Here is a 13,677-nt window from a genome sequence, read left to right on the forward strand (position 1 = left end):
CTCTAAACTTACTTTTTCTTTTGGTTAGCTTTCCATTCATTATAAACCTTCTGGTTAATCTGAATAGCTTGGCGCATCCACTTGTAATTAGGCGTATTGTCATAGTCGTTGTCAAAACGATAAGCACCTACACCTCCTTTACATCCGTTGGTTGGCATCAAGGCTGCCTGCTTCAATAGCTTACCACCACTACTAAAGTTGGATTCAAAATTCTCTGTGATAATCAGTTTTTTGGTATCGAAATCATAGTAATCCAAACTGGGCACCCAGCCATACGATTGTGCAATCCAATAATCAACATAGCCATCCAAGGCTTTGGTTAGACCATGGAATTGTCCGTCAATACAAATTAGTTTGTGGCCATTGCCCTCCGGGTCACTCTTAGGACCAATATACTTATTCATTTCCTTAATCAAATAAATTAAGTCTTCATTGGTTTCTAAAGTTCCATCCATGTCAAAGACACCACTTCCAATTTCCCAGTCGATGTCATAACCATCCCAATCGTTAGCTACCAACGAGTCGCAGAGTGCTTTCGCAAACTTTGCCAACGCCTGTTTATGGCTCTCTGAACCACGTACACCATTGTAGCCCCAGAACTTCCAACGTGCCTGTTTCTTTGCCTCGTTCAGCCGCGCTTCGTCTTTGTTCCAGCCTTCTTGTTCTGCTTTTTTCTCTACTTCGTGGTATACATAATCAGGAGTTCTACCTTTTCCGATATAAGAAAGTAGGGTTACCTCCAGCAGTTTGGTTCCTTTCACTTTTTGCACAAATTCTTTGTCAGCCTTCTGTGCAGGTGTGATTTCAAATCTGTTTGGGGCACCACTCCACATAGATACAATGTCCATACTGTCTGGCATTGAACTAAGGTAGCCTCTACGGTAAGTGCCTGCTGGCGACCAGTTAGAATACCAACCAAATGCTACAGGACGACCATAATTATTAGCCGTTTTCTTATAAGCTCTTAAATCAGCATAATATTGTTCGCTCTTTGCGTTGTTCATGGTGTTATAACCACCCACATGGTCAAACTCTTTTGCTTCGGGTTCTACCATATCACTACAGGAGGTCATGAACATTCCTATCGCAAGAGCGAGAAATAGTTGATGATATTTAAAACGTTTCATTATTTTTCGATTTTAAGTATATTATTTATTCTTATTATCCCACCACAGGCGAGTACCAGCTTTATCCTGTCCGTCACGTAGCATCTGACGCGCTTTGTCCAAGTTCTGCTTGTCCTCATCAGATGTAGCCCTATTGGCAGGGTAACGCATTCTGCGAATACCGATATTGGTATCAACCTCACCGTTGCTGTAATTCGCCATTACCTTGTGCAGCTTTGGATAGCCCGTACGACGATATTCACTCCAAGCTTCTTGTCCGTTAGGATATAATGCAATCCATTTTTGGATCATGATTTTCTCTAACTTCTCTTCGTTACTGCCACCCCATTTTACGGTAGCATTTGTAACAGAAGGTTCAGAAACATTTACGTTGGGACGCCACATGTTCAGACTATACTCCATCGGTGTACGACCAGAGTTCATATAGCTGTCTACCTCATTGGCAGGAATGCCATTCTCCTCGAACGACATGGCAATACCCTTGCGATACAAGTCTTCAGCAGTACCGTTGACAGAAATGCCATGTAACGCTGCTTCCGCCAAAAGGAAATACACTTCAGATGCGCGCATCCAATAAGTGGCGGTTGTCTTGGTTACATTAGGTCTTGATGCCATTTTAAACACATCGTTCTGCGAAGCTATATTACCAGTTGGCACTGCCAGGTATTTTCCGTATTGTCCCAACTCCTGAGCGTAATAAGCTTCAGACTCTGTAAAGTACTTAGGAAGTCGTGGATCTTCATATCCACCTAAATAAGCCTGCATTGAAGAACCCATGCGGCACTCGTTGTATTGGTTCGATAAAATCTCAATATTGTTGATAAAGGTAAGTCCTGCACCCTTTTCCATCTTGGCTTCATCGTCCTTAGACTGCATCACACCGTAAGGATTGTTCACCGCTTGCAGTACATACTTCTTTGACATGGCCTCATCGGCATAATATACACGCATTGCCAAGCGAAGCATTAAAGAGTTGGCATAAACTATCCATTTCTTCACATTGCCTCCATATACGGCATCAGCATTGGGCAACAATTTGGTAGTACCATGCTCGAGAGCATTTGTCAGCACGCCAATGGCATTCGTCAAATCTTCAAACATACATTTGTACACGTCTGCCTGACTGTTGTAAGGCACACTAATAAGACCTTTTCCTGCCTCTTTGTAAGGAATTGGACCGAACATATCGGTAGCCTTATGCCAAGTAGATACTTTAAGAATTTGTGCCAAAGCATAAGCCTCTGGGAAATCTTTCTCGGTCTTTATCTTGATGTCTTGCCACAACGGTATCACTTTGGTATAAGCCGAAGTGTACGATGCCGATACCCAACCGTCCATCAAGAAATAAGTTAAGTTGTTACGACCGCTGTTCCAGTTGTTGTTTTGAGCAAAGTAACCACTCCAACAATCGGCAGCCAAATGATAAGCTACTTGATATTCGTTGGCAACATTCGTTCCATCGTCTTGTGTGCCAACAGGCACTACGCACTTTTGCAAAGCTGTTATAGGACCACCGACAGAGATACCGTCCATTTTACCTTCTTCGGGAAGCATCTCGAACTCGTTGGTATTGATTTTCTCAAAGTCGCACGAAGCAAACAGTGACAAAGCCAATAAACCTATCATATATTGTTTATATCTTAGAAATTTCATAGTTGATTAGAATTTAAATTTTACACTAAATCCATAACTCTTCAGACTGGGCTGCATGAAGTAATCGTTTCCTTGTCCATAAGTTCCTGTAGAAGGAGTCACCTCTGGATCGAAAGGTGCCTTGCAATAAATCATCCAAGGATTGTTAGCCACAAACGAGAGTGTTAAATCTTTCACTACATTATTGAACCAACGAGAATTAAACTTGTAACTGAAAGTTAACTCTTGCAATCTAACATTGGTTGCACTATAGGTATAATAGCCAGCCAAGGCTGTTTCGCCTGTGCCTATCAAGTTATAATAGTTTTTGGCATCGAACATCCCCTGTTCTGGAATTAGCACACCACCAGCATCACGTGCATCGGCAGAGGCTTGCGACACACCAAACTTATCGAGCAATGCTTGCGTAGAAGAAGTAACAACACCACCCACACGTGCATTGATCAAGAAGCTTAGTCCGAAACCTTTATAAGTAAATGAGTTGTTCCAACCCATCGTAAAATCTGGTGTGGTCTTACCGAGGTACACGGGCTCTACATTCTCTACGTTGAAGCCACCTGAAGAGGTGACATTGATAAAGCCTTGATTATCTTTAGCCAAGAACTTATTTGCGTAGATATCGTTGATAGAACCTCCAACCTTTAAGATAACACGACCATTGTCTTTGGAAACTTGAGGAATGTTAATAGGTTTGGGACTCATGGGGTGAGTATAATCCTTCACCATCTCAATAATTTCGTTGTTGTTGTGCGAGTAGGTGAGCGAAGAGTTCCAACCCAACTCGCCAAAGTTGTCGTGATAACCCAAGGTCATCTCCACACCGCGGTTCTCCACATTTCCTGCTTGTAGATATACGGCTTTATAACCAGAGCTTTCGGGCAATTCACCGATAAACGTTTGGTTGTAGGTGTTCGATTTGTACCAAGTGAAGTCGAAGGATAGCTTTTTGAATAAGCGTGCCGTCAAACCAAGCTCATACGACTTTGTACGTTCTGCCTTATAATCGGTAAACGGATAAATGTCGGTTGATTTCAAACTACCGCCCAAAATAGGTGTTGTGATGGTTCCCGGTGTCATACCCGAACGTGATACTGGCGAACCTACTTCGGTGAACGAACCTCTTACTTTGAGGTAAGAAATGGCTTTGGGTAATTTTACCATTTCAGAAATGATGCCTGACAAACCAACCGATGGATAGAAGAACGACTCTTCGGAAGAATTAACCAAGCGCGAATTCCAGTCATTTCTGCCTGTCAAAGTAAGGTAGAGCATGCTCTTGTAGCCTAATTCAGCACTGGCAAAGGCTGCCACATTGCGCACCTTGCTGTCGCCACCTTCCTCGCGAATCTTACTATCGGTAGGGTCGATGTTCGTCAAAGAGAACTTATTGGGTACCAACGTCAGGTTACCACCATAGCCTCTGGTGAGTGAGCCATAATCTGAATAGCTGTAACCAATGTTGGAAGCTAAGCTAAAATCGCCAAAACGTTTGTTGATACTGGCAATAAAGTCAACATAGGTCTGATGATCTTTATAATTATAGTATTCGTATGCGCCCTTTGACTTAGCAAACACATCGTATGAAGAAGCATAAATCTTTCGTTCGCTCGTCATAAAAGTTCTGTCAAAACGAACACGACCAGCAAGATCCAACCAATCTAAAACGTGATAAGTGAGACCTGCATTAAACATATATCTGTCTTTATCATCAGGAGCTAAATTACGATAAGCTGTCCAGTAAGGGTTTTGATTGGCAAATTTACCATCTAATATTGGCCAATACTGCAATGGGAAGTTTCGTGTATTGTCGTAACGCTCAAACGTTTTGATGGCATCAAACGACTCGCCACGTGGGAACAGATAAGCAGCCACAATAGGATTCCAATACTCACCTTGCGATACCATATTGTTGTCTTTTTGCTTGATGTACGATGCGCCTAAGTCTAATTGAACCTTACCACCAAAGAGTTTTGAAGAATTACGAACTGTAAAGTTCAATCGGTCGTAGGTATTATTTGGCACAATGCCCTTTGAATTAGTTGAAGCTACCGATGCAAAGGTTTGATTATACTCATTACCTGTGTTTAGGGTCAATGAGTTGATAAAGTTAGTACCTGTGCGGAAGAAGTCTTTTGCAGGGTCGTATGAACTGGGCGTTGCAAGCTTTTCACCCCAGCTCTCGTAAGAGCCTGCTTTGTTGCCATAAGTGTTTTGGAACTTAGGCATGAGTAAGGGAGAGCTGAAATCGGCTGCTGACGAGAAGGATATCTCCATTTTTCCTTCTTTACCCTTTTTAGTGGTAATGAGGATAGCGCCATTCGCTGCATTACTACCATACAAGGCAGCGGCAGAAGGACCCGCCAAAACGTTGATACTCTCAATATCTTCGGGATTAAAGTCGGCAATGCCTTCACTGCTGACACGTCCCTCTCCTAAAACACCACTATCTGAACCTCCATTGAAGTTGAACAAGGGGATACCATCTATTACATACAACACATTGTTGCTGCCTTCAATAGATTTAGCACCACGCATAACCACACGCGTGGCACCACCCACACCACTGGCACTTTTGGTAATGCTTACACCTGCCACTTTACCATTGAGCGAGTTGACAAAGTTGGCATCCTTGTTACGAGTCAGTTCTTCACTCTTTACTTGTTGTACATTGTAGCTCAAAGCCTTCTCTTCGCGCTTGATACCAAGAGCCGTTACTACCACTTCACCCAGTTGTTTAGAACTTTCGTTTAAGACGGTAGTAGAGGTGATATCAGAAGCTTTGAATTCGCGAGTAGCAAATCCAACATACGAGAATTCAAGTATGTCATTGCTACGAACATTGAGGCTATAGTTTCCATCAATATCGGTTGCAGTTGCAGTCTTGCTGCCCTTCACTCTCACCGTAACACCTGGGAGCGATTCGCCATTCGCATCTGTCACTTGTCCTGTCACCTTGATGGTAGCCTGGTCTTGCGCAGAAGTGCTTACTTTAGCTTTGGGTTTCTCACTAATCAAGATGTGGTGGTCGGTAATGGTGTAATCGACATTGGTGCCCTTGAAAAGTTCTTGTAAAAGATCGGACAACTTCATCTTGTTAGAACTTACTTGGACTACCTTCTTCAAATTGATGACATTTTGTCCATAGTCCACTGATTTGTTGGTCTGTTTTTCAATAGCAGTAATCAGAGTCTTCAGCGTTGCTTTGCGTTGCTGCAACTTGATGACTTGATTTTGTGCGAACCCTGCTGATGAAATAAATAACAATGCGCCAACCAAAAAAGTTTTGCTGAATGGCATCATCGTTAACAGTGTTTTTTTAGCCTTAGGTTTCATTACTTTGTGTAAATAAAATAAATTGATAGTTTTAATATAGATTCTTTAATCGTGCGCATCCGTGATTGCTCTTCATGCCATCACCCCGATGCGGCCTCAATATTCACATGTTATTATTACATATTGCCTGCTTTGTGTCCTCCTTTCTTCACATTAAGTGTAATTGTATGTTGTTGATGAATATAATCTAAGTTTCCAGATATTGTCGTCAGCACTTTCATCACGTCGTCAATGCCTTCATCAGCCCTGAAAGCCATGGTGAATTGCTGTGACAAATCAACAGCCGGAGTGGCCTTGATACAGACATTGTATCGACGCTGCAAATCAGCAATAATCACTTTCAAAGGCGTTTGGTCGAACAACAATCTACCGTTCATCCATTGATTGTACTTCCCGCTGTCCACGCTACGCTTCGTCATTTTACCACTGATGCGATTGTACACCGCCTGTTCATTGGGCAACAGCGTCATGGCGATTTTGTCTTCATAAACTTTCACCTTTCCTTGTTCCAAGGTTGTGGTAACCAGTTCTTCGGCAGGGTAGGCCTTCACGTTAAAATGGGTTCCCAGTACCTTTACCTTCAAATTGCCCACATGTACGATAAAAGGCTGACTGCTATTTTTAGCAACGTCAAAATGTGCCTCTCCGTCTAAGTAGACATCACGCCGAGAAAAAAAACGATTAAAGCGTTGGGGATAAAACAAAGAAGAACCTGCGTTGAGGCGTACCTGGGTTCCATCGGACAAACGCAAGACTTTAGTTTGCCCGTTTTCCACATGACATTCGGTGAGCATGGCTTGAGAAGCCATCTGGTTAGAAGCCATCAGCCACGTACCCAAACATAAAGCAATGGGTAAGAAGATAACAGCCGCATACTTCAATACCTTCAAACGTATTTGGCGAGCACGCTCCTGATGGCCGTAATGAGAACGAAGAGCTTGATTTCGCAGAACCGATTGCGACATGGCGTCGGCATTCATCACGTCATCGGTTTCATCCCAAACGCGCTTCAAGGCTTCGTTTTTCACCTCTCTGTCGGCCTCGTCAATGAGCCACGCCATCATTTGTTGGCGATAGCGAGACGGAATGAGTCCATCTGAAAAATATCTAATGATTTTGTATGCGGTTTCCTTGTTCATGATTTAGGGTTTTACTCAATAGACAATAATAACGGTCAACACACGCAGTTAAAAGATGTTAAACATCTGTTTGCCGATAAACTACAGCCTTTCGGTACCACAAAAGGGTGCTTCTTGTGAAGATAAAAGCTGAACATCATCCTAGTAACTCATTTGATTTTATTTTGACAAAGAACCTCTTCATATTTTGCGTATTTGTAAACAGTTGCTTATTGGGGCACAAATTCGCCAAGCATTTGTAAATTTTGTATTGATCTACTACTCAACATATTATGAATTTTTGCGGCCGTTTTGGACTTGCATTTCATACCTTTTTAGGGCAAAAGCATTGCGTTAAGGATGTTATTTGCATGCTTTTTACAGGTTAGTGCATGTAGATTGCTCATCAAAGTCATGTAGGTTGAGCAGAAAACTCATTGCTTTTGCGCCAAAAGTTGAATTTTCTTACCCGTTCAACTCATTTTTTGCATGCCGTTTGCCTATTAATTTTTTCTAGATTGAAAGTTTGAACTGCCCGTTTTTACGGATGTTTTTGTGATAAAAAATTAACTTTTCATGCGGAATTTAGGCAACACACGAAGATTTACACTATTACCGACGGCTCGTTTGGCAGCAACTCATCACGCCGGCCAAGCAGTTGCTTTTCAACACGAAGGGTTTGTAAAATCAATGTAATATTTTTTAAGATGTTGTTTTTTATCGTATATTTGCGCAAAAGAATACTTATAATCACCTTTCAATGTCTAAGAAAATAATAACGGTAGGGCAAACCAACCCCCAGGATATCGAATGCTTAAAAGCATACGATATGCTATTTACACGTTATTATGCCAAGGTGAGAAATTTCGTTTATGCCATCATCAAAGACGAAAATGAGGCTGAAGACATTGCGCAGGATATCTTTCTTAAATTGTGGATTCAACGCGATAAAATAGGTATTGTTGACAATTGGGATGCCTATTTGTTCGCTATGGCACGCAACTGCACACTGAATGCCCTCAAACAGAAAGTGCATGAACACAATTTAAGAGCTTACCCGGAGGCGGGTATACCCGAAGAAAATTCTTTGGAAGAAATGATTTTCAGTGAAGAACTCAAGGCGATTCTCGAAAATGTTATCAGCAAAATGCCCGATCAGCGGCGCAGAGTATTCACCATGAGCCGATTGCAAGGCATGACAAATCAGGAAATCGCACAAGCCTTGCACATCAGTAAACGCACCGTCGAAACGCATATTTCGGCTGCACTGGCGCAAATCAGGCGAGTTGTGACGGTGGCGGTCGTGTTTCATTTCCTTGTTTCGTAAAGAGAAACAAAGGTGTTCATCCCCATCAGGCACGCCCTTGCTCATGGATGCTGCTAAGAACTGCAAGCACTCATAGCCCAGCTAAACCGCACAACCACTTGCCTCATAGAAGCGTTGACCAATGATGCCAACGCTTATGCCTTCACTATCAACACGGTAGCGTATGCAGCCATTCCCTCCTGACGACCCACAAAACCCATGCGCTCGCTGGTGGTAGCCTTGATGGAGATGTTGTCTTCATCGGTTTGCATCAGCTTGGCCAAACAACTCTTCATGGCGGGTATATGGGGATTAATCTTGGGCTGTTCGGCACAAACGGTGGCATCAACATTACCGAGTCGATACCCTTTGGTGGCGATGAGTGCCATGGTTTTCTGCAAAATCACCTTGCTGTCCATGTTGAGGGTTTCATCAGAGGTGTCGGGGAAGTGGTAACCGATGTCACGCATGTTGGCTGCTCCAAGCAAAGCATCGCAAATGGCATGAATCAAGACATCGGCATCGCTGTGTCCCAACAGTCCCATCGAATGCTCTATCTTGATGCCACCGAGCCAAAGGTCGCGCCCTTCCACTAATTTGTGGACATCATAGCCAAAACCAACACGAAAAATAGGAAACATAAGGTAGAAGTTTTTTAGTTGACAAGTTTACGAGTTTACGAGTTGACAAGTTATCTAGATTTCTAGTTGTCTAGTTTTTCTAGTTTATCTAGTTTTCCTAGATTTCCTAGATGTTCTAGATTTTCTAGGCTCCTAGATTACTAGTTTACAAGTTGATAGCCCTGCTAATCACTCCCCTCCCCTTTGGGGAGGGGTTGGGGGAGAGGCTGTTTATCTCTTAAACAAGTCTTTAATCCCATCCATATCAAAGTTCAATGAGAAGCGAAGGGTCTGATCAAGCGGGTTACTCTTCGCCATGGCAATCACGTAACCTGCATCCAACGAGAACACACTCATCTTGAAACCGGCACCCACCGTAAAGTATTTTAGGTTACCTTTATTCTCCGCTTGATGATGATAGCCTGCCCGCAAGGCGAACTGATCGTGATAAACATACTCGGCACCTACGCTCCATTGTATTTCCTGCAACTCTTCTTTCGCACCATTGGGGGCATCGCTGAAGCTTTTGAAGATGCCGCTGATGCTCGACACGTCATAATATTCTTTCTGCACACGCTCCTGATAGTCCTCCGTACTCTCGCCCTCATTCTGTTTTGGGTAGGTGGGTACCAACAATTTGTTGGCATCGGCTGCCAAGGTAAATCGGTTATATTCATCGATGGGAATCATCAGAGAAGCACCCAATCGCATGTTGGTGGGAATGAACTCACTGTTGTCGCTGCCACCAAAAGTTATCTTACTACCGATGTTTGAGATGTTGAGACCGATGCCCAACTGGCTTTCACGTTCCCCAAGGTTGATATAATTTTGATAATAGGCCGAGATGTCTGCGGCGAAAGCCGAGCCAGGAGTGGTTTCATCCTTAAAGTCGTAAGTTAAGTCAGAATAAATCCAACGCACGGCTGCGCCTAATGAAAAACGCTCACTCAACATCAACGAGTAGGCTACATCCAATGACATTTCGTATGGGTTGATGGTCATCCCACCCCCTTTGCCATCTCTGTCAACATTGGTTGTCACCTCGCCCAGTGAGAAATAGCGCAGCGAACCAGACACGGCACTATAGTCACCAATGCGATAGTAGCCTGCCAAATAGGCTAAATCGATGTCGTTGACCAACTGTCGGAGCCATGGCGTGTAGTTGAGTGCCACACCGGCACGACTGATGGTGAAGGGATATTTGGCTGGGTTCCAATATTGCGAAACCACGTCGGGGTCGGTAGCCGCACCCACATCACCCATACCGGCTGAGCGAGCATCGGGTGCAATCATTTGTGAGGTGACCGATGAGTGGACTGGATTAAACATGTTTCGTTTGTCTTGTGCCGACAATGAAAGGACGAAGCAGACAAACAGCAACATGCAAAATATTCTTGGAAATGTTTTCATTCTGTTCAGTAACTCTTTTCTGTTATTGATTAAAAACGCACGGGATGGTTAATTATTGCCTATCACGATGAGTTTCTTCGCTTTGGAAACCTTCTGACTGCCCTCAGAGGAGAGCAACACACGATAGAGATAAACGCCGGTTTGCAAGCGTGCCCCACTATCAACTATCAAGTCCCAGTCAACAGTATAAGCATCATTAGTACTCACGCCACGTTCCTGATGCTTCCATAGTTGGCGGCCACTCATGTCAAACACGTCAATTTCCACATCCACCTGTGTGCCTACCCTGTCGTGGTTGATGATGAAGGTCGTAGTGGTGCGTGCGGGATTGTTCGTGCAATCGACCGAAAACAGATTGGGTTGCATGCCCTTGACGACATGGAATGTCAGTTCTGCGGTCGAAGAATTGTTCAGAACATCCCATGCTCTGAATTGCAACTTGTGCGGACCAGGAGCCAATTCGGGGATGTTGTAATGCGTGGTTCCGGTGGTATAACTGCCAAAGTCGTACACGAAATGATCGTTGAGGTTATACGTTTTTGACATTTCTCCATCGATAATCAACTGCAAGTCGTGCCCAATGCCGCTTCCGGCGCTATTGATTCCGTTCTCATCGGTTATTTTCGCAACGAAATAAGGCGTGCTGTTCACCTTATCGCCATTGGTGAACGACGGCGAGTTGAGGTAACAGTAAATAGACGGCCCAATGGAATCGTTGGCCACATCGGCCGTGCCACCAATCGTGAACGCCTCGCTGGTACCGTGCGCCTTCAACTGATGATCATCACTCAAGGCATACAAATTCATTAGTCCTGTGCCATCCGTGTAATTAATGTCTTGCGGAATGGCAAAGGTCAACGTAAACCTTCCGCCTACAACGTTGCCAGATCCGTTGAACAATGTCTTGGTGCGATCGTAATAGGTAAATGGACTGGTGATGTCAGCCGCATCGTTCATTCGGCCAACAATTTTTTCCTGACTATCCCGAACGGTTACAGTTACCGTTCCATTGAAGTCGGCAGCGTGCTCTACATGCCCCGTCACTTTAGCTATTCCGCCAGCCTTGAGAGAAGTTTTGACATCGATTGACACGGGCGAGCCATTGATAGAATCGACAACCACCTTGAAGGTGGGCTGATGAAGTGCCACGGCTGGATCGCCCAACAATGAATATTGCAGTTTGTTGTCGGTCAAGTCGCGTCCGGTATCAATCATCTCATTCTTGGCCAAGCGTTGAGCTTCACCTATCGTAATCGGTTTCCCAGCACGGTCCTTGCTCAACACATGCCGCAGGAAAGAGGTGTTGATCTGGGCGTTGTAATAAGCCCAAACGGTACGAGTTGTGCCAAAGAAAGCCAAAGCGCCGCCCTTTGGATTGAGTACAGCTGCCTCACCAATGGTTGGAACCACGCCATCAAAAGGCATGATGTCACACGAAGCAGTGACCCACAAGGGAAGATTAGGATTATTGAACGACTGGAAATCACTTAAATTCAATACCTTTTCATGGGAAATCTGTATTTCTGACCCATGTCCACCGTAATCCATGATGAGGGCTCCAGCCGCCTGTTGCTGCTTAATCAGTCGAGTTACCTCTGGGTAGGCATGTCCGGTAGACGAAGTTTCGCGAACGTATGCATCCCACATGATTTTCTTAACCAAATAGCCGGGATATTGTGTTGAGATGGTATCGGCCGTGGCATTGATGTCATCCATGTGCAGATTGTTCTCGCCATCATCGCCCATGAACACCAAAGTGTTTTGCCATGCGCCGCCATTTTGGTTTTTCACATAGTTGATAACTTTATCAACCATCACTTTGGCCTCGGCTTCTGTCTTCACAGGAAAACGACCCACGGCGACATCTTGCTTATCAGAGAAATTGGTATTCAAACCTTCTCCGTCGTCCAAAGCGCAAAAAAAGCCATCGTCTACATAGCAATGAAGGGCGTTGAACGAATTTTCGCTTTCAAAACAAAGCAGGTAATCGTCAGGATTGAGGTTGCGACAGTTGGCCGTCAGCATTCGGTTATCCCAGACACAATCGCCAAACAGCAACAGATATTTAGGCATGTCAGCTTCGGTTTGTGCCCGATCGTACAACATCTTGAGGTATCTGCGGTAGGCATTGGCATCAGGAGTGCCGCTCGAGAACTCGTTGTAAAGTTCATCAGCCGGCACGATGCGTACTCGCATGCCATCGTTTTGTTCGTGGAAAGCCTTCAAACGTTCGGCCTGCGTGCGAAGTTTTTGACTGGTAGGAATGATGATGACCATGTCGGCGAAGCCATCTCCATGCAAGTCTTGGTTTGTAATGTTGTAAACATATTCAGGGACAGGGAAGGAGGTTCCTTTGAGTTGTGGTGCCGGCAGAGGCTTCTGCCATGTAAAAGAAATATAATCTAAGCGAATTGGACCACCGGAGTTTGTGGATATCTTGACCGAATCAGTCGTGCCTTTTCTATCAATCTCATACACCGCACCCGCCTCATTTCCACTGTCATGATCTATTATTCACCTTATTAATATCTGTAAAGCCGGCTTTACGAATCAAGTCATCCGTCAATCGGTACACGCCCGATGCGGGTACACGTATCTTTGCCCACTTGCCTGATGCCAATACCGAGTGAGCCGCATAACGACTTGTACCGCCTGCTCTTGTCTGAACTGCGGCATGTCGCAGCGATTGTTTGCGTGGCTGGGCTTCTAATCGCAGCATGAAGCTGACCAAGATTTGATATTTGCCGTCACGAAACACCAAAGGGCAGAAGTCTACCTCCAAAGAACCTTTCTTTCTATCCAAAGCCAACCGCTGTCGGATAGGTGGCATAGCTAGCAAGGGCGCATCAGAAAGCTGTCTGTATCGTGCAATATCGGCCGACGTCATGTCTATGAATTCGGGGTAGAGAATAGAAACGGCATAGGAAGAGTCAACGTATTGATCGCCCAGCGCAAAGGAATAGGAGAAATGAGGCAACCGTGAATCTATCTTCACGTCAGCTGCCGTCAAGTTAAAGAAACGCTCTTGAGCAGAAACACTCAAGCACAAAAGCGACAAAAAACTAATAACAAGAAATTTGATTCCTCTCAACACGCGTTCTAATTCTGTG

General features: G+C 44.4%; 7 protein-coding genes and 1 pseudogene. 1 reads left to right on the forward strand and 7 read right to left on the reverse strand.

All coding sequences use genetic code 11. The features are described 5' to 3' along the window. Positions 1–8 precede the first annotated feature (8 nt). The 4 genes from NQ518_RS11535 to NQ518_RS11550 all read right to left on the reverse strand — a co-directional run bounded on the left by NQ518_RS11535 (position 9) and on the right by NQ518_RS11550 (position 7,252). The gene (locus NQ518_RS11535; protein ID WP_227961777.1) at positions 9–1,127 is read right to left on the reverse strand and encodes a glycoside hydrolase family 18; all 1,119 of its coding nucleotides are present in this window, start codon (positions 1,125–1,127) and stop codon (positions 9–11) included. A 21-nt stretch (positions 1,128–1,148) separates the two neighbouring features. Continuing rightward, positions 1,149–2,780, reverse strand: coding sequence for a RagB/SusD family nutrient uptake outer membrane protein (locus tag NQ518_RS11540; protein WP_227961774.1), 1,632 nt, complete (start codon positions 2,778–2,780; stop codon positions 1,149–1,151). 6 nt (positions 2,781–2,786) lie between these two features. Next, positions 2,787–6,080 (reverse strand): SusC/RagA family TonB-linked outer membrane protein, encoded by a 3,294-nt coding sequence (locus tag NQ518_RS11545; RefSeq protein WP_227961772.1) that lies wholly within the window; start codon positions 6,078–6,080, stop codon positions 2,787–2,789. A gap of 149 nt (positions 6,081–6,229) precedes the next feature. Next, positions 6,230–7,252, reverse strand: a complete 1,023-nt coding sequence (locus NQ518_RS11550) for a FecR family protein (protein ID WP_227961771.1) — start codon at positions 7,250–7,252, stop codon at positions 6,230–6,232. A gap of 739 nt (positions 7,253–7,991) precedes the next feature. Between NQ518_RS11550 and NQ518_RS11555 the strand changes: the two genes are divergently transcribed. After that, positions 7,992–8,558 (forward strand): RNA polymerase sigma-70 factor, encoded by a 567-nt coding sequence (locus NQ518_RS11555; protein ID WP_227961769.1) that lies wholly within the window; start codon positions 7,992–7,994, stop codon positions 8,556–8,558. Between the two features lie 134 nt (positions 8,559–8,692). On the opposite strand, the gene ispF is transcribed toward NQ518_RS11555, so the two are convergent. The 3 genes and pseudogenes from ispF to porU all read right to left on the reverse strand — a co-directional run bounded on the left by ispF (position 8,693) and on the right by porU (position 13,661). Beyond that, complete coding sequence (gene ispF / locus NQ518_RS11560) at positions 8,693–9,178, reverse strand: 2-C-methyl-D-erythritol 2,4-cyclodiphosphate synthase (RefSeq protein ID WP_227206971.1); 486 nt, start codon at positions 9,176–9,178, stop codon at positions 8,693–8,695. Between the two features lie 210 nt (positions 9,179–9,388). After that, complete coding sequence (porV, locus tag NQ518_RS11565) at positions 9,389–10,567, reverse strand: type IX secretion system outer membrane channel protein PorV (RefSeq protein WP_374211117.1); 1,179 nt, start codon at positions 10,565–10,567, stop codon at positions 9,389–9,391. Between the two features lie 48 nt (positions 10,568–10,615). Then, a pseudogene (gene porU, locus NQ518_RS11570) lies at positions 10,616–13,661 on the reverse strand (type IX secretion system sortase PorU). Positions 13,662–13,677: the final 16 nt, after the last annotated feature.

It is taken from the genome of Hoylesella buccalis ATCC 35310, from assembly GCF_025151385.1.
Classification (GTDB): domain Bacteria; phylum Bacteroidota; class Bacteroidia; order Bacteroidales; family Bacteroidaceae; genus Prevotella; species Prevotella buccalis.

What these genes read in the sequence shown, in the direction of transcription:
- NQ518_RS11535 (WP_227961777.1), bottom strand. Translation starts at nt 1,127, where the DNA reads ATGAAACGTTTTAAATATCATCAACTATTTCTCGCTCTTGCGATAGGA.
- NQ518_RS11540 (WP_227961774.1), bottom strand. Translation starts at nt 2,780, where the DNA reads ATGAAATTTCTAAGATATAAACAATATATGATAGGTTTATTGGCTTTG.
- NQ518_RS11545 (WP_227961772.1), bottom strand. Translation starts at nt 6,080, where the DNA reads ATGATGCCATTCAGCAAAACTTTTTTGGTTGGCGCATTGTTATTTATT.
- NQ518_RS11550 (WP_227961771.1), bottom strand. Translation starts at nt 7,252, where the DNA reads ATGAACAAGGAAACCGCATACAAAATCATTAGATATTTTTCAGATGGA.
- NQ518_RS11555 (WP_227961769.1), top strand. Translation starts at nt 7,992, where the DNA reads ATGTCTAAGAAAATAATAACGGTAGGGCAAACCAACCCCCAGGATATC.
- ispF (WP_227206971.1), bottom strand. Translation starts at nt 9,178, where the DNA reads ATGTTTCCTATTTTTCGTGTTGGTTTTGGCTATGATGTCCACAAATTA.
- porV (WP_374211117.1), bottom strand. Translation starts at nt 10,567, where the DNA reads ATGAAAACATTTCCAAGAATATTTTGCATGTTGCTGTTTGTCTGCTTC.